The sequence below is a fragment of the Candidatus Pseudothioglobus singularis PS1 genome, from assembly GCF_001281385.1.
GTDB classification, from domain to species: Bacteria; Pseudomonadota; Gammaproteobacteria; order PS1; family Pseudothioglobaceae; genus Pseudothioglobus; species Pseudothioglobus singularis.
In genome coordinates, this window is the sequence record NZ_CP006911.1 from 801140 (window position 1) to 819607 (window position 18468).

General features: G+C 37.3%; 14 protein-coding genes. 7 read left to right on the forward strand and 7 right to left on the reverse strand.

Annotated features, from left to right (window positions below):
- Positions 1-186 precede the first annotated feature (186 nt).
- From W908_RS04085 to aceA, 4 genes are all read right to left on the reverse strand, one after another.
- Positions 187-2337 carry a malate synthase G gene (locus tag W908_RS04085; RefSeq protein ID WP_053820037.1) on the reverse strand — a complete coding sequence of 717 codons (2151 nt, stop codon included), beginning with the start codon at positions 2335-2337 and terminating at the stop codon, positions 187-189.
- Positions 2334-2813, reverse strand: coding sequence for a ribonuclease E activity regulator RraA (gene rraA, locus W908_RS04090; RefSeq protein WP_053820038.1), 480 nt, complete (start codon positions 2811-2813; stop codon positions 2334-2336). Before rraA ends, W908_RS04085 begins: the two co-directional genes overlap by 4 nt.
- The gene (gene aceK, locus W908_RS04095) at positions 2814-4607 is read right to left on the reverse strand and encodes a bifunctional isocitrate dehydrogenase kinase/phosphatase (protein WP_053820039.1); all 1794 of its coding nucleotides are present in this window, start codon (positions 4605-4607) and stop codon (positions 2814-2816) included.
- A 67-nt stretch (positions 4608-4674) separates the two neighbouring features.
- Positions 4675-5982 carry an isocitrate lyase gene (aceA, locus tag W908_RS04100; RefSeq protein ID WP_020025409.1) on the reverse strand — a complete coding sequence of 436 codons (1308 nt, stop codon included), beginning with the start codon at positions 5980-5982 and terminating at the stop codon, positions 4675-4677.
- 212 nt (positions 5983-6194) lie between these two features.
- Between aceA and W908_RS04105 the strand changes: the two genes are divergently transcribed.
- The 7 genes from W908_RS04105 (at position 6195) to W908_RS04135 (ending at position 14793) form a co-directional block, all read left to right on the forward strand.
- The gene (locus W908_RS04105) at positions 6195-6884 is read left to right on the forward strand and encodes an IclR family transcriptional regulator (protein ID WP_053820040.1); all 690 of its coding nucleotides are present in this window, start codon (positions 6195-6197) and stop codon (positions 6882-6884) included.
- Between the two features lie 175 nt (positions 6885-7059).
- The gene (gene betB / locus W908_RS04110) at positions 7060-8514 is read left to right on the forward strand and encodes a betaine-aldehyde dehydrogenase (RefSeq protein WP_053820041.1); all 1455 of its coding nucleotides are present in this window, start codon (positions 7060-7062) and stop codon (positions 8512-8514) included.
- 13 nt (positions 8515-8527) lie between these two features.
- Positions 8528-10225 carry a choline dehydrogenase gene (betA, locus tag W908_RS04115; RefSeq protein ID WP_053820042.1) on the forward strand — a complete coding sequence of 566 codons (1698 nt, stop codon included), beginning with the start codon at positions 8528-8530 and terminating at the stop codon, positions 10223-10225.
- 85 nt (positions 10226-10310) lie between these two features.
- Positions 10311-11513: a mandelate racemase/muconate lactonizing enzyme family protein gene (locus W908_RS04120; protein WP_053820043.1), complete on the forward strand. Its 1203-nt coding sequence runs from the start codon at positions 10311-10313 to the stop codon at positions 11511-11513.
- A 21-nt stretch (positions 11514-11534) separates the two neighbouring features.
- Positions 11535-12500, forward strand: coding sequence for an NAD(P)-dependent oxidoreductase (locus W908_RS04125; protein WP_053820044.1), 966 nt, complete (start codon positions 11535-11537; stop codon positions 12498-12500).
- A gap of 93 nt (positions 12501-12593) precedes the next feature.
- Positions 12594-14522 (forward strand): M3 family metallopeptidase, encoded by a 1929-nt coding sequence (locus tag W908_RS04130; protein ID WP_053820045.1) that lies wholly within the window; start codon positions 12594-12596, stop codon positions 14520-14522.
- A gap of 52 nt (positions 14523-14574) precedes the next feature.
- On the forward strand, positions 14575-14793 hold the full coding sequence (locus W908_RS04135; protein WP_053820046.1) for a hypothetical protein: 219 nt from the start codon (positions 14575-14577) through the stop codon (positions 14791-14793).
- Positions 14794-14799: 6 nt separating this feature from the next.
- On the opposite strand, the gene fabF is transcribed toward W908_RS04135, so the two are convergent.
- The 3 genes from fabF to parE form a co-directional block, all read right to left on the reverse strand.
- Positions 14800-16041: a beta-ketoacyl-ACP synthase II gene (gene fabF / locus W908_RS04140; protein ID WP_053820047.1), complete on the reverse strand. Its 1242-nt coding sequence runs from the start codon at positions 16039-16041 to the stop codon at positions 14800-14802.
- Between the two features lie 122 nt (positions 16042-16163).
- Positions 16164-16391, reverse strand: a complete 228-nt coding sequence (gene acpP, locus W908_RS04145; protein WP_020024381.1) for an acyl carrier protein — start codon at positions 16389-16391, stop codon at positions 16164-16166.
- 183 nt (positions 16392-16574) lie between these two features.
- The gene (gene parE, locus W908_RS04150) at positions 16575-18458 is read right to left on the reverse strand and encodes a DNA topoisomerase IV subunit B (RefSeq protein ID WP_053820048.1); all 1884 of its coding nucleotides are present in this window, start codon (positions 18456-18458) and stop codon (positions 16575-16577) included.
- Positions 18459-18468: the final 10 nt, after the last annotated feature.

Below are 18468 nucleotides of genomic sequence, written 5' to 3' on the forward strand. Positions count from 1 at the left end.
ATCACCCCTTTATATTGATCACTTTCTTAATAATATAGCTACATTTTCAATGAGTAGATTTAGTAATTGTCAAAGGTGATTTAGGTCAAATCAACTGACACATCTATTGCGGTTTTATATTTACTTTTAAGGTAGCGTTCCATTGGTGATAAGAGCTACCTGTTTCCAAGAAAATTGACTATCTATCTACTTTGCCTGCTTAGCTTCAAGAAATTTACGTCTGAACCTTATTAATATATCTTCTGTGTATCCATTTGCCTGATCTGCACCTTCAAATGCAAGCGCTATTGAGGCTTTATAAGCAAAACTATCAAAGTTTGGCGCCAATGCAAGATAGTTAGGGTCATGTTTATTTTGATCATCAACAATAACAGCCATATCTTGAAATGCTTTATTTACCTGATCTTTTGTACATATTTTATGATGAAGCCAATTTGCCATATGTTGTGAAGAAATTCTTAGTGTAGCTCGGTCTTCCATTAGACCAATATGATTGATATCTTGAACTTTTGAGCAACCAATCCCCTGGTTAATCCATTTAACGACATACCCTAAGATGCTCTGCGCATTGTTATTGATTTCCTTAATAATTTTCTCTTCAGATAATTGATCAGCTAACTTCAAAAATGGAATTTTATACAGGTCGTCCTGGTTTGGTTTTTGGTGCTTAGATAAGAGCTCTTGTTGCTGTCTAAATACATTAAAACGATGATAATGAGTAGCATGTAAAGTTGCTGCTGTTGGTGAAGGAACCCATGAACAGCTTGCTCCAGCCTCTAAATGGACCATTTTGTTATCTAGCATTTGACGCATTTGGTCGGGCTGAGCCCACATACCTTTTCCAATTTGTGCTCTTTTATAAAGACCAGATTCAAGGCCTGAACTGACATTATTTTCTTCATAGGCAGAAAACCATGCCTCTTCCTTGATGAGGTTTTTACAGCGTATCGCTCCCGCCATCATAGAAGTATGTATTTCATCACCCGTTCTATCAAGAAATCCGGTATTAATAAAAATGATGCGATTTCTAGCTTCGTAAATACAGGCTTTTAGGTTTAGAGTTGTTCTTCTTTCTTCATCCATAACCCCAATCTTAAGAGTGTTTTCCTTAATTGACAGTGCTTTCTCAACTGCTGAAAATAAATCCATAGTGAATTTAACTTCTTTAGGGCCATGAAGCTTGGGTTTGACAATATAGATACTACCTTTTTTGGAATTCATTTTGAGTTTTAAATCATGAAGGGCAATCAGTGAAGTAACCATTGCATCCAAAATACCTTCTGGGATTGGTGATCCATCATTATTCGTAACCATTTCAGTTGTCATGTGGATGCCTACATTTCGAACAAGCGTTAAACTTGTTCCAGGAAGCTTACAGATAGCTCCATGACTATCAGTATAGGTCTTATCGTTATTCAATGATCTCGTAATAGTTTCGCCACCCTTTACAAAAGAGGCGCTTAATTCACGCTTCATGAGTCCAAGATAGTTTCGATATGCATGAATTTTTTCTTCGTCTGAGACAGTGGATGCAGAATCCTCAAAGTCAACGATTGTAGTCACAGCAGACTCCAATATGACATCAAAGATCCCACTCTTATGAAGGCTCCTTTCTTGGTCACATACAATCTCAATATGAAGATTATTGTTCTTTAATAATATATTTCCATTTTCAGTAAGCCCAATATATTGACTAGGGTTTATTAAGGTTGCTACTTCACCGTCATTCAAATTAAAAATTAAAGTTCCCTTATACTTAACTTGAGTTGTAATTTGTCGATATGAAGCGCCCTTAAGGGGTGCAATTTCATCGAGAAAATCACAAGCAAGTTCTGCTGTTCGATTAACCCTTTGAAGATTATGCGCAAATGAGGTACTCATGCTACCCTTATTAGGTATGACATTGGTTCCATAAAGTGAGTCAAAGAGACTACCCCATCTTGCATTTACAGCATTTAGGACAAATCTTTGATTGGTAATAGGGACAACGAGTTGAGGTCCTGCAACTTGAGAAATTTCATCATCAACCTCTTCTACTTCAATAGAGAATTCATCTGGCTTTTCAGCGACATAACCAATACTCTCCAAAAATTCTTTGTATTTCTGAGGGTCGATACGTTTATTTTGAAGATGCCACTCATCTATTTGTGATTGCAATTCATCACGTTTATCTAAGAGTAATTGGTTAGACTCTTGAAGTTCACTCAAAATTTTCGAAAGCGATTCGAAGAAATCAGTTGCAGTGATTTCTAATCCATCACATACTTCGTTATCAATAAAGTCAAAGAAGATTTTATCAACTTTAATATCTTGAATTATTTGTTGGCCAGCGCTCATGAATTTACCTTATTTTCAATTACAATTACACCATCTTCATCAGCATAAAGATAATGATTTGGGATAAATTTTACATTTGAAAAGTCAACAGTTAAATTTCTTTTTCCATTTCCTTTTTTAATACTTTTTCGAGGGCAAACGCCTAGAGCTCTTATGCCAATAGCCATGGAATTAATCATTACAGAATCCCTAATTGATCCATTTACAACAATCCCCTCCCACTCATTTTTAATTGCGTCTGATGCTCTTTTATCCCCGAGCATTGCACACCTCAAAGATTCACCAGCATCGACAACTAAAACGCAGCCTTTGCCATTCATTTTTAAAGCTTCTTCAACGAGAGAATTATCTTCAAAGCATTTGATAGTAACAATGCGACCTGAAAAAGCAGTTTTACCTCCATAGCTCTTAAATATGGGATCTAAGTATTGAACATGGGGATGCAGCTGATCTGAAATATCACAGGTTGACTTCATTTAGTTGTCCTTATAAATTTCACACATACGCTTTTCAGAACCATAGGGGTAATAATCCATCACACCATTTTGTTTGATTTTTTCTTGAATTGAAACCCAATAGTCAGCATCTAGTAATTTTTTATACTTTTTATTGAATACTTCCTTCATGTAAGGATTTGGCAGCATAAAGTATTTAAATTCTTCAGGAAATACATCATTCTGACCAACGTAATACCAGGGCTCAGAGGCCATCTCTTGTTCATATGTTTTAGCTTTAGGTATTTTTTTAAAGATAGGAGTGCTCATTAATGTAATTTCATCATAATCATAAAACACGACTCTATTCTGGCGGGTTACACCAAAATTTTTGGTTAGCATGTCTCCAGGGAAAATATTTGAATTAATTAGCTCGTCAATAGCCTTTCCATAGTCATTAATAATGTGATTTTGTTGTTTTTTATTTGCAGTTTCAAGATACATATTTAGAGGCGTCATTTTATTTTCAATGTACATATGTTTGATTATGAGCAGGTCATTCTCTATCTCAATATTGGAGCTCGCCTTTTTTTCTAATTCTTTAAGTAAAGCATCATCGATATCTTTCAATGGAAAGGCAACATTTGAAAATTCCCAGGTATCAGCTAGCCTTCCAATTCTGACATGATTTTTCACGAAATAGTATCTATCTTTGACCATTTCTTTTGTGCCCATCTTAGGCGGTGCAAATTGATCATTGATTACTTTAAAAACATAAGGATACATAGGAAAAGTGAAAACCGACATGACCATCCCTTTAATGCCCGGAGCAATAATTAATTTTTCACTAGTGATTTTTGAGTATTTAAGGAAATGCCTATATAAAAGCGTTTTACCTTGTTTGTGAAGGCCAATTGCGCTATAGAGGACAGCCCTTGTTTTTCCCGGCAGAAGTTCTTTTAGATACTCTACAATGGCAGAAGGGTAATCAGTAGTTATAAAAAAATAGGATCTAGAAAAGCTAAAAATAATAGATATTGATCCAATATCAGTCAGCAAACTGTCAACATACAGCCCTTTATTTTCATCATTCAATAGTGCGATAAGAACAGGAACATCAGGATGGAGCTGGGTGACAATTTTTCCCACAATATAGGCACATTTTCCTCTGATAAAGGGAGTGCTGATAAATTGAAGCTCAAATACCTCAGAATGAAGTCTTGGCATTTGTTTGATAAGTTGCTCTTGAAGCCTTTCGATGTCTTGATCAAGATTCCCAAATTTACATCTAAATTTATAGTTATTAAGGACTGAAGTCAAAGTCTCTTTAAGTTGACCATCATCAACAAAATAGCTGTCAATAACTGGCTCATCCATGTCGATATAGTTAAGAGAGACGCAGGGCTTAGTAAATATATATTGATTATTGTAAAAGCTTCTTGAAAATATCCTGCAAAAGACTGAGTTGTAAAAGGTTTCTGCAAGCTCAGGCTGCTTATGTGCTGTGATGAGTTCAATATAAACATGCTTAGTGTTTTTCCAAAAATCTGAATTAAACTTATCCATCTTCTGAGTCTCATTGAATTCAGCTTTTGCACCATAAAGGGTTTGTTTTTTTAACTCAGAGGATAGATTTTTACAAAAAACATCAACCTGCTCATCATAGAAATTAAGTCTCAGCTTAGAGTCATTCTCAATTTTTTCCCATTCTTTTTCCTCAAAACATCTTTTTGCTTCAATGGATGCACTTTTAATGTTTTGATAATGATGCTCGAATCCCAACAAAATCTTCTTGGCAATTGAGAGTGAGATTTTTTGAGATGAGCTGCTTAGCATTTTAAGTTCGTTATATGTAGAAGCCCTTCAAATATGAAGGGCATCATAGAATTATTACTGATAAGACTTAACTAAACTGCTCTTCCTCAGTTGAGCCTTTCAGTGCAGTTACTGATGATTCTCCACCCTGAATAACAGTTGTGACGTCATCAAAATAACCTGCTCCAACTTCTTGCTGATGAGATGCAAAGGTGTACCCTTTCTTTGCAGCATTAAACTCTGGCTCTTGAACCTTTTCAACATAGTGTTTCATGCCTTCGCCTTTTGCATATTCATAAGCAAGGTCAAACATGTTATACCACATATTGTGTATGCCAGCCAAAGTGATAAATTGATACTTATAACCCATCTCAGAAATCTTTTCCTGAAAAGAGGCAATTTGACTATCATTTAAATTCTTTTTCCAGTTGAACGATGGAGAGCAATTGTAGGCTAGTAGTTGGCCGGGATTTTCTGCAAGAACTGCTTCTGCAAACTCGCGCGCAAATCCAAGATCAGGTTTGCCCGTTTCACACCATACCAAGTCAGCATAAGGGGCATAAGCAACTCCTCTTGAGATGGATTGTTCAAGGCCATTTTTAACAACATAAAAACCCTCAGCAGTTCTCTTTCCAGTAATAAAGGCAGCATCATGTGGATCAACATCTGAAGTAAGAAGATTTGCTGCTTCTGCATCAGTCCTGGCAAGCAGAAGTGTAGGAACACCCATAACATCTGAGGCCAAGCGAGCAGAAATCAGTTTTTGAACTGCTTCTTGTGTTGGCACTAAAACTTTACCACCCATATGTCCGCACTTCTTAACTGCAGCCAGCTGATCTTCGAAGTGAGCTCCAGCGGCACCATTAGCAATCATATTCTTCATTAACTCAAATGAATTCAATACGCCGCCAAATCCAGCCTCTGCGTCGGCAACGATTGGTAAAAAGAAATCAATATATTTATCATCACTAGGGTCGATACCTTGGGACCACTGAATTTCATCTGCTCTTTTAAATGTATTGTTAATTCTTCTTACCATTGTAGGCACAGAGTCATAAGCGTAGAGTGATTGGTCCGGGTACATTGTTTCAGAGGTATTTCCATCAGCAGCAACTTGCCACCCAGAAAGATAAATTGCCTCAATGCCAGCCTTTGCCTGCTGCATTGCTTGACCTGCAGTGATTGCTCCCATGCAGTTGACATAGCCTTTTTTGGATGAGCCATTAACCAGATCCCAAAGCTTTTCAGCCCCTCTTCTAGCATAAGTACATTCAGGCTGAACTGATCCACGAAGCCTTACAACATCTTCAGCAGAATAAGTTCTTTTGACGTTGGACCATCTGGGGTTATCCTGCCAGTCTTTCTCTAATGCTTTAATTTGCTCTTTTCTGTTCACCTTTCTCTCCTTAGTTATCACTATTTTATGAAATAGATTCTTTTAAAATATTATGTGTTATGTCAGTTTTTAGACAGATATCATGTTTAACATATCAGGCCTAAAGTATTGATAAAACTACTAATTGCATAGCTTTTCATAATACCAATATTACATCTAGAAAGTTTATTTTTTTCACTATATAATATATATTTTTCATAATATGAAATTAAATGAAGCCAAGATCGATTGATAAGAACTACAATGCCATAGAAAAATGCTTACAAATACTATCTATGTATTCTCTAGACAAGACTCAATTTTCTATCAAGGAGATTTGCACTCAATTAAACTTTAACGTTTCAACTGCATATCGAATTCTGTGTACTCTTGAGGAGTATGGCTATGTATCTCGCTTAAAAAATAAAGACTATGTCATTGGGACTCAGGCACTCTATTTGAGTGCAATATACACTCAAAGTAATCATCTTGAGCAAATCAGACCTATTGTTGATCGAATAAGGGATATATCTGGTGAAACATCATCCTTTTTTGTAGAAGAGGATGACAATCGTATTTGTTTGTATAGGGCTCATTCTCGTGATGAAATTAGACATAATATTGAGCAAGGATCTCGATTAGAGCTCAATAGAGGAGCATCAGGACGAATCATTTTGGCTTATGGCAGGAGACAAAAAGATAAAAAAGGGTTTTATAAAGATATTCGTGACCAAGGTTACTACCTATCAATTAATGAACACAATGCATCTCTATTTGCTTTAGCAGTACCGGTGTTATCGAACAGTGATAAATTTGTGGGTGCGATTGTAGTTTCAGGGCCGATAAGTCGCTTTGATGATCAACAAAAAATATCATTATTAAAGCTTTTGAATGATCAACTAGACAATATTGTAATGCCATAGTCTATAGGTGATATGGGACTAAGTTGGTTAGAGGTGATTTCTCTATTTATATCTACGAATTATTAACTAATAGTTTCTTAATTTTAGTCACTTAATTTTTTTTATTTTCTCTTGTTCATATGTATCATTACTTATTGGATTATTTCCGAATAACTTTATTACTTATTGTTAAATTATGAAGCACCACCTATATATCGATGGCAATTATTTAGCGTCTTCCTCTGGGGAAACATTTATGTCGATCAATCCTGCGAATGGAGAGACGATTGCTATTGTTGATCAGGCAAGTGAAAAAGATGTTGAAAAGGCAGTTTTATCGTCTGAGAAAGCTTTTAGTGTTTGGAGTGAAATGAGTGCATTTGAGAGAGGTAGAATTCTTCTCAAAGCCGTCTCTATTCTTCGAGAAAGAAATGATGAGCTTGCTGAACTTGAAGTTCTAGATAGCGGCAAGCCACTCCAAGAGGCAAACTGTGTTGATATTCAAACTGGGGCTGATGTCATTGAATACTATGCTGGATTAGCACCCACTCTTCAAGGGTCTCAGCAGGACCTAGATTCGAATACTTTTTTTATGTCTAAAAGAGAGCCCTTAGGAGTGTGCGCTGGCATTGGAGCATGGAATTACCCTATTCAAATTGCCTGCTGGAAGTCCGCTGCATGTCTTGCTGCTGGAAACACTATGGTTTTTAAGCCTTCTGAAGAAACACCACTCAGTGCTCTAAAATTGGCTGAGATATATACCGAGGCAGGAATGCCTCCAGGTGTCTTTAATGTGGTCCAGGGCGACTATAGAGTTGGTCAATTCCTAACAAGACACCCTAGAATTGCTAAAGTTTCATTTACTGGTGAGAGTGGGACTGGGAAAAAGGTAATGACTGATGCCTCTGGTTCATTAAAGGAGCTAACCTTGGAGCTTGGAGGAAAGTCACCTTTAATTATCTTTAATGACGCGAACCTTGATAATGCCGTTTCTGGAGCTCTTTTGGCAAATTTTTATACGCAGGGTGAAGTCTGTACTAATGGAACAAGAGTTTTTGTTCAGTCTGCTATTTATGACAGTTTTCTTGAATTGGCATGTCAGCGAACTAAAAATATTAAAGTTGGCAATCCCTCGAATATAGAGACCCAAATGGGAGCATTAATTAGCTCTAAACATCTTGAGAAGGTTATGGGTTATATCGATCATGCTAAAAAATCAGGTGCACGACTTATAACTGGTGGTAACCGATTTAAATCGGATGAAACAAAAAATGGATTCTTTGTGGAACCTACCATTTTTGCTGACTGTGAAGATGAAGCAAGTTTTGTAAAAGATGAAATTTTTGGCCCTGTAATGTCTGTACTCCGCTTTGAAGAGGAGTCTGAGGTTATTCAAAGAGCAAACAATACTAGGTTTGGTCTTGCAGCTGGAGTTTTTACTCAAGATATTAGTCGTGCTCATAGAGTCATTAACGAAATTGAGGCCGGAATTTGCTGGATAAACAGCTGGGGAGATTCTCCTGCTGAAATGCCAGTTGGAGGATTCAAAGAGTCAGGGATAGGTCGAGAAAATGGCCCTGAAACTTTAAAGAGCTATACTCAAATCAAAAGTGTCTTTATTCGCCTTGATGATGTTGATAGTCCTTACTAAATAATAAAAAAGTATGAATATAAATTTTGATTACATTGTTGTTGGCGCTGGTTCTGCAGGGTGCGTTTTGGCTAATCGTTTGAGTGAATCAGGTGAGCACAGTGTGATTCTTCTAGAGAACGGTGGTAGCGATAAAAATATCATGATTCAAATGCCAACAGCGCTCTCTTATCCGATGAATACTAATAAGTATGCCTGGCAATTTCATACTGAGCCAGAGCCATTTTTAGATAACAGAAAAATGCACTGTCCAAGAGGCAGAGTCATGGGAGGGTCTTCCTCAATCAATGGAATGGTTTATGTTCGAGGACATGCTGAAGATTTTAACCAGTGGGAGGAACATGGTGCTAAAGGCTGGGCTTATAAGGATTGCTTACCTTACTTTAAGCGCTGCGAAAGTTGGCACGAAGGTGAGAATGATTACCGTGGTGGAAATGGTCCTGTTTCAACTTCGAATGGCAATAATATGAAGCTTAATCCGCTATATAAGGCCTTTATTGAGGCTGGAAAAGAGGCTGGGTATCCAGAAACTAAAGACTATAACGGAGAGCAGCAAGAAGGTTTTGGTCCAATGCATATGACAGTGGGTGATGGAGTTCGCTCTTCTGCATCTAATGCCTACATTAAGCCAGCAAAAAATAGATCTAATCTCAAGATATTAACTAACGTACTTGTTCAAAAAGTCATACTTGAAAATAAAATAGCTACGGGCGTTGTGTATTCAATAAATGGAAATAAAAAAGCTTTAAAGGCAAATAAAGAGGTGATTCTTTGCGCAGGTTCAATTGGATCGCCACAGCTTCTTCAGTTGTCAGGCATTGGAGCAAAAAAAGTTCTAGATGATGCAGGCGTAGATGTTTTGCATGAGTTACCAGGAGTTGGGGAAAATCTTCAAGACCATCTCGAGGTTTACTTCCAATATCATTGTAAAAAACCAATTACTCTTAACAGCAAGCTAAACCTTTTCAGTAAGGGGCTTATAGGCATTGAATGGATATTAGCAAAGACCGGATTAGGCGCAACTAACCATTTTGAATCATGTGGCTTTATTCGCTCTCGTGCTGGCCTTAAATGGCCAAATATACAATATCATTTTCTTCCAGCTGCCATGCGATATGATGGAAATGCGGCTATGGATGGGCATGGCTATCAGGTTCATGCTGGCGTTAATAAAGTAACTAGTCGAGGTCATGTTCGGATAAACAGTTCAGATCCAAAAGCAAAGCCAACAATTATTTTTAACTATATGGAAACTGAGCAAGATAGACAGGACTGGAGGGACTGCATCCGTCTCACCAGAGAAATTTTAAGCCAGCCAGCACTTGATGATTTTAATGCTGGAGAGGCAAGTCCTGGTATAGATGTGAGCAGTGATGAAGAAATTGACGTTTGGGTGAGGGCAAATGTTGAGAGTGCTTACCATCCATCATGTTCTTGCAAAATGGGTTCACTTGATGATCCAATGACGGTCGTCAATAATGAAGGTCAGGTTAATGGAATAGAGAGTCTTAGGGTCATTGATTCCTCAGTTTTTCCAACCATTCCAAATGGTAATCTTAATGGCCCTACCATAATGTTGGCAGAAAAAATGGCAGACTCAGTCCTTGGTAAAAAGCCCCTCATATCTAGCGATGTGAATGTATGGATTGATTCAAGCTGGAAGGAACTTCAACGTCTGAGTAATCCCAAGCGAAAAGTAACACAGGATTAATTATTCCAATTGTTGAAAAAATTACTTGCTTCTTTGTATAAATCCGTATAAAAATTAACTCAACTTACTCATAACCTCTTCATCAATGAAAGTAGCTAAACTAAATACTTATATTGTTGCAACACCTGAACCTCACATTGGAGGGATGTATTGGATTTTCTTGTCTATTGAAACTAAGTGCGGAATTTTAGGAGTTGGTGAAGTTTACTCGGCATCTTTCCATCCTGAGGTTGTTGTTAAAGGAATCAAAGATGTGTTTGAAAGATATCTCAAGGGCCATGATCCTCATCACGTTGAACGTTTTTATAGAGAGTGTTTCTCGAGTGGTTTTACTCAGAGACCTGATTTAACGATGATGGGGGTCTTAAGCGGTCTTGAGATGGCTTGTTGGGATATTATTGGAAAAGCTGCAAATAAGCCAATTTATGAGCTTATAGGAGGAAAAGTACATGATAAGCTTCGTTCATATACCTACCTGTATCCAAAAGACAAAGATGGAGTACTTGATTATGAAGACTCTGAGCTTGGTGCAGAGTCTGCCGTTAGTTTTATGGAGCAGGGCTTCAGTGCAATTAAGTTTGATCCTGCTGGCCCTTATTCTTCATACTCTGGGCATCAAATTTCACTAAAAAGACTTAGTCACTGCGAAAACTATACTCTAAAAATTAGGGAAGCAGTTGGTGATAATTGTGACATCCTTATTGGTACGCATGGGCAACTCTCTCCGTCATCAGCTGTAAGGCTTGCAAAGAGACTTGAGAAATTTGATCCCCTATGGTTTGAGGAGCCAGTTCCACCTGGGCAATCTAGTGCAATGAGTGAAGTTGCTAAAAAAACTAAGATTCCAGTTGCAACGGGTGAGCGATTAACAACAAAGTATGAGTTTTATGATGTTTTAAAAAATAATGCGGCCTCCATTATTCAAATGAACCTAGGTCGGGTAGGTGGAATCTTGGAGGCTAAAAAAATTGCGAGTTTGTCAGAAGTTTTTTATGCTCAGATTGCTCCACATATTTACAATGGCCCAGTTGGTGCTGCAGCCAGTATTCAGCTTTCTGCTGCAACTCCAAATTTTTTAATTATGGAAAGTGTAAGGACTTGGGATGGTTTTCACTCGGAAGTTTTAAAAGATTCAATTCAGTGGAGTAATGGAAATATTATTCCATCAGATAAACCTGGCTTAGGTATCGAGTTGAATTTTGACGTTGTTAGTTCAAACTCACCCTACAAAGGAAAAAAACTTCACCTTTCTATGAATCAAAAGCCATATTACGCTGACGATGATTAATTTAGTATTTAGGAGAATTGAATGAAGGTAGGTTTTATTGGTCTGGGGAATGCAGGTGGAAAGCTTGCAGGAAGCTTATTAAGAAATGGTTTTGATCTTACAGTTCTAGATCTCGATAACTCATTAGTGAATGAATTTATAGATCGTGGCGCATCGAGCAGTAGCTCCCCAAGAGAGATGGCTGAGCTTTGTGATGTTGTAATCACTTGTCTGCCATCACCAAAGGCATGTTCAGAGGTCATGGAGTCGGAAGATGGAGTTATAGCTGGCCTCAAAGAAGGGAAGGTTTGGCTGGAGATGAGTACAACTGATGAGGCTGAAATAAGAAGAATAGGAACAATCGTTGAGTCAACAGGAGCCCTCCCAATTGACTGTCCTGTGTCTGGTGGTTGTCATAGAGCAGACACTGGAAATATTTCAATTTTTGCTGGCTGTAAAAGAGAGGCATTCGATAAAGCCTTGCCGATTCTTAAAACAATGGGAAGACGAGTCCTTCATACAGGTGATTTGGGAACAGCATCAACACTAAAAGTAATGACTAATTACCTCGCTACAGTTAATCTAGTGTCAATTTCTGAAGCTCTTACGACGATGAAAGTGCTTGGTATGGATATGAATGTCACCTATGAAGCAATAAAAGCCTCGTCAGGCAATTCGTTTGTTCATGAAACAGAGTCTCAGGTCATTTTAAATGGAAGTAGAGATATAAGCTTCACGATGGACCTAGTATCTAAAGACGTAGGAATATTTAATGAGCTTGCTGAACGAAAAGGGCTTGAATTGGAAATTGCACCTATGATTGTAAATATTTTTAAGGATGGCGAAAAACGTTACGGATCACGTGAGCTATCTCCAAATATTATTAAAAGGCTTGAAGAGAGAGCAGATGTTAAAGTCTTGGGTAGTGGTTTTCCTTCTGAGATGATCGATGAAGAGCCTGAAGAGAAAGGCTACGAGGTTGAGATTCAAAATAGGAAAGATAACTAATTTCACTCAATCTTTCTCGAATCAACTTCAAAACTTCATTTAATAAACGAACTTGTTATTTATAATTGACTTTTTTAATTAAACAACTAACCTGTGAATTCAGACTTAACACCTAATTTTGAACCTGATAACATCTTTGAAAATATAAGCAAAGTCATCAATATTGGAATGACTTATTCAGCTCTAGCAAGCAATGGGGTCGATTGGGAGAGTGTTGTTGGAGTTTTGGATGAGGCCGAGCATCTTATTGGAAAAGAGATGAGCGTTAACTCTCATGAGAACTCAGTTAGGTTTACAGATGAGTTCAACACGCAGTATGAAAAAACACTCCCTTTAATTTCAAATTTTTATAGTGATCTTGGTGCAAATAAAGATCTTTACCAAGCATTTAAGAGAGTTAGTCAGACTGAGTTAAATGTCCAACAGCAGCATATTGTGAATGATTCTTTGCGAAGCTTTGAACTCTCTGGTGTTGCTCTAGATGGAGCTAAGTCTGAGCGATTTAAAGAAATTAAAGAGCAGTTAAGTATTCTTAGTAATCAGTTTTCTAAAAATGTTTTACAATCAACTAATTCATGGAAAAAAACTGTCTCAGCTAATGATTTAAAAGGGTATGGCGCTGATGAGTTTTCTAAGGTTAAAAAGGGCGATCACTTTGAGATCAGTCTTCAAGTGCCAGTTTATATTGATCTTATGACTTATGCTGATAGTAATGATCTCAGAGAAGAGGTTTATAAGGCCTATATTTCAAGGGCTTCAGATGTTGGGATTACTTCGAAAGAGTTTAATAATCGTCCTATTATGGATGAGATTTTAAAATTACGATCAGAAATGTCAGAATTAGTTGGATTTTCAAATTATGCTGAATACTCGACCCAGTCAAAAATGGTTGAGTCACCAGATGCAGTTATCGAGTTTTTGAATAGTCTTATAGAGCTTTCAACCTCGCAAGCAAAAGCTGAATTAATAGATCTAGAAAGCTTTGCAGGCCATCCTTTAATGCCTTGGGATTTGATGTACTACTCAGAAAAATTAAAACAAAAAACATTTAGATTTAAGAGTTCTGACTTAAAACCTTTTTTTCCTGAAAGCAGTGTTTTTGATGGTTTATTTGAAACCATTCAAAATCTCTACAATGTTAAGCTAACTGAAATTCATGAAAAGACCTATCATGAAGATGTAAGAGTCATTAAGCTTGAGGATAATAATGGAGTAATTGGAAGAGTATATCTTGATGTTTATGCTCGAGAGAATAAGAGGGGCGGCGCATGGATGTCTGATTATCAGGGTCTTTACAAAGAATCATTGCCGGTTGCTTTTGTTGTTTGTAACTTAAACTCCCCCTCAGAGGGGAAGCCAGCTTTATTCGATTTTGATGAAATTGTAACTATCTTTCATGAATTTGGTCATGCGCTTCATCATCTTTTAACAAAAGTTCCTTTTCCTTGTGCTGCAGGTATTAGTGGTGTTCCTTGGGATGGCGTTGAGCTTCCTAGTCAGTACATGGAAAATTTTTGTTATGAAAGGGAGGTGGTTAATTTAATTTCAGGTCACTGGGAGACAGGTGAAAAACTGCCTGAAGAGCTATTTCAGAAGGTAATTGAGTCCAAAAACTTTCAATCTGGTCTTCAAATGCTTAGGCAGTGTGAGTTTGCTTTATGGGATATTAGTACTCACATATCAAAAGATGATACTTATGAGATCCTCAGTAAAGTCAGAGAGAAAACAGCCCTAATGCCTATAGTAGCCGAAAATCGCTTTCTAAATTCATTTTCTCACATCTTTAGTGGAGGCTATGCAGCAGGTTATTTTAGTTATAAGTGGGCAGAAGTTTTGGCAGCAGATGCTTATGAATTTGTTAAAGAGAGTGGGGGAATTGGATCCAAATCATCCAATAATTTCAGGCGGCATATTCTTGAAATTGGGGGAAGTTTAGATTTTATGGACCAGTATATAAAATTTAGAGGAAGCAGGCCCAAAATGGATGGACTTTTAAAAGCTTCTGGAATTTCGATTAAATGATATGAAACTTGGTAAAATATAATTTTTTTGCAAAGTTCAACTGGAAAAAATAATGATTAAATACTTATTAGGTGCAATTCTTACATTGGCCATTATTGGCGGCGCCTTTTCATTTCAGTCTAATGATCAAAGTTGGCAAATAATTGTTCATAAAGAGGAGGCTTTCAAAAGCGTCACTAATGGTGCCCTAAGAATTTATAAGATTGGATTAGGTCTTTTTACAGATACAGACCTAGTTGACAAGGCTTCAATTATATTGGAAGAAAGTTAAGAGCCTCTAGGGTCCTTTAGAAATCAAGATTGATCCGTTTGTACCACCAAACCCAAAAGAATTTGAAATTGCATGATCTATTTTCATTTCTCTTGCTTCATTAGCTGCATAATCTAAGTCACAATTTGGATCTTGATTGAAAATATTAATCGTTGGAGGCGCTATTTGGTCTCTAATGGCTAAAGCCGTAAACACTGCCTCAATTCCACCTGCGGCTCCAAGAAGATGCCCAGTCATCGATTTTGTTGAGCTCATGACAATATTTTTTGAATGTGCGCCCAATGCCAACTTGGCAGCATCTGTTTCAGCTATATCACCAGCAGGTGTTGAGGTGCCATGGGCATTAATATAGTCAAGTTGGTCTTCATTGATATTGGCATTTCTCATTGCGTTCTTCATGCATCTTGCAGCTCCCTCACCACCTTCAGAAGGAAGCGTCATGTGGTATGCATCACTACTCATTCCATATCCAGAAAGCTCACCATAAATTCTTGCACCTCGTTTTTTAGCGTGTTCGTATTCCTCTAAGACAATAACTCCAGCTCCATCACCTAAAACAAACCCATCTCTGTCAACATCCCAGGGCCTTGAAGCTGTTTCAGGGTCATCATTTCTCGTTGATAGTGCGCGCGCAGCTGCAAATCCCCCTAAACCGCAATTAGTAGAAGACATTTCAGTTCCTCCAGCAATCATCACGTCAGCATCACCATATTCAATGATTCTTGAAGCATCTCCAATATTATGAGTTCCAGTAGTGCAAGCGGTAACAATGGCAAAATTAGGCCCTTTAAGGCCATATTTGATAGACATATTACCTGAGACCATATTAATGATAGAGGAGGGCACAAAGAATGGGGAAATCCTTTTTGGGCCTTTTTCTCTAAATAAGTCTGCAGTTTTTTCAATCGTTGTCAAACCACCAATCCCAGCTCCAATAGCAACACCAATTCTTTCAGCATTAAATTCTGTAACCTCAAGCCCACTATCTTCAAACGCTTGAATGCCAGCAGCCATTCCATAATGAATAAAAACATCCATTTTTTTTGCTTCTTTTGGGCTTAGGTATTTGGAGACATCAAAGTCTTTGACAGCTCCACCAAATTTAACTGCTTGCAGTTCAGTGTCAATATTGTCAATTGGGGCAATACCAGAAATGCCATTAATAATATTTTTCCAGGCATCATTTACATTGTTTCCAACTGGACATACAATGCCCAACCCTGTGATCACAACTCTTCTTTTGTTCATAATGGATTAAGTATTAAATTTAATAAATTAATTTTTAAGGTTTTTTACAAATTAAAAAATTGAGTAAAAAAAAGGCGTTTTACTTTTTAAAGTAAACGCCTTAATAGATTTATTGATGAATATTATGTATTTGCGTTGATGTAATCGATTGCCTGTTGAATGGTTGTAATATTTTCAGCTTCCTCATCTGCAATTTCACAGTCAAACTCTTCTTCAAGTGACATTACAAGTTCTACAGTATCTAATGAATCCGCCCCTAAGTCGTCTATGAATGATGCATTGTTATCAATTTCACCACTAACATCTAACTGTTCACTTACAACTTTTCGCACTCTATCTTCAATACTCATTTTGAGTTAAATCCTTAAATTGTTTAAAAGTGTACATTTTATCTTCAAAAAACACTAAATAGCGTTAAATTTTTAAATATTTATTGATAATTATTAGTACTGTTAAATTGATGAATTTTGGAATTATGTTTTTAAGAAGAAATTAAATTTAATATATCACTAATCACTGTTACTAGATATTATTTAGACATTAGCAAGATTGCCTTTTGTTTCTAGCCAAGATTTTCGGTCAGACGCTCTTTTTTTGGAAAGAAGCATATCCATGGTCTCCTGTATCTGCAGAGGGTGATTTAGAGTTAGCTGAATAAGTCTCCTTGTATCAGGCTGCATAGTAGTTTCTCGGAGCTGCTTAGGATTCATCTCACCAAGTCCCTTAAATCTTTGAACCTGAATTTTTTGACGTTTATTTTCTTTTAAAAGCCTTGCTTCAAACTGCTCTTTTTCTTTATCATCAAGTGCATAAAAGACTTGTTTTCCAGCATCTATTCTATAAAGCGGAGGCATTGCAACATAAACATGCCCTTGGCTAACTAACTTAGGAAAATGTTTGACAAAGAGCGCGCAAATTAATGTCGCAATATGAAGACCATCTGAGTCAGCATCAGCTAAGATGCATACCTTTCCATACCTCAATCCTGATAGATCATTGTTATCTGGCTCGAGACCAATTGCAATACTTATATCGTGAATTTCATTTGATGCAAGAACTTGTGATGAGTCAACCTCCCACGTATTAAGAATTTTACCTCTTAGAGGAAGTATTGCTTGATAATTCTTGTCTCTTGCTTGCTTGGCTGAACCGCCAGCAGAATCACCCTCAACTAAAAAAACTTCTGTTTGCTCAAGGTCTGAACTTGTGCAATCTGAGAGCTTGCCGGGGAGTGCTGGCCCGCTAACAATTTTTTTTCTAACAACTTTTTTGGCAGTTTTTAATCTTGACTGAGCATTAAGGATGGCTAATTCAGCAATTTTTTCTGCAATATCGGTATGCTGATTGAGCCACAAACTAAAGGAGTCTTTCACGATACCAGAGACAAATGAGGCGCACTCTCTTGAGGACAGTCTTTCTTTTGTTTGGCCTGAGAATTGTGGATCTAAAATTTTTATTGAGAGTACATAAGCAATTCTTTGCCAAACATCGTCAGGAGTAAGCTTAATATTTTTTGGAATAAGATTTCTAAATTCACAGAATTCTTTAAGTGCATCAGTCAGTCCTGATCTTAGACCATTAACATGGGTTCCTCCACCAATCGTTGGAATAAGATTCACAAAACTTTCAGCAGTAATATTACTAGTATTTTCAGTCCAAGTTAAAGCACAATCTAGTTGCTCTTCCTTGGTTTCAAAAGAGATCACAAATGGAATAGAAGGGATACATTCAAGAGCATCCAAAGAAGCCTGCAAGTAATCTTTTATGCCATCTTTAAAGACCCAAGTATCTTCAGTTTCATCTATTTCATTTTTAAAATTAACCTCTAGGCCAGGACACAAGACAGCTTTAGAGCGAAGATTATGTCGCAGCTTCTTTATTGAAAATTTTACTGAATCAAAAAATTTCGCATCAGGCATAAATTTAATCAGAGTTCCTGTATTGCGCTTCCCAACAGCGCCTATTTCCTCAAGATCATTGGATTTGACACTGGATTCAAATTTCATATAGTACTGCTTTGCATCTCTTTTAATCCAAACTTCAATTGAGCTTGATAAGGCGTTTACGACAGATATGCCAACACCGTGAAGCCCACCAGAGAACTGGTACGAGTCGTTTGAAAATTTACCACCAGCGTGGAGTTTAGTTAGGATGACCTCAACGGCAGGTGTTCCTTCTTTTGGATGAATATCTATTGGTATTCCTCTACCGTTGTCTTCGACCGACATAGAGTTGTCTGTGTGAAGCGTAACATTAATCTGGGTAGCATAGCCCGAGACTGCCTCATCGACACTATTATCAACCACTTCTTGTGCAAGATGGTTAGGGTTTTCAGTGTCTGTATACATGCCTGGGCGTTTTTTGACTGGCTCCAGGCCAGTAAGAACTTCTATAGAAGATGCGTCGTAATTAGACATATTTTGAATT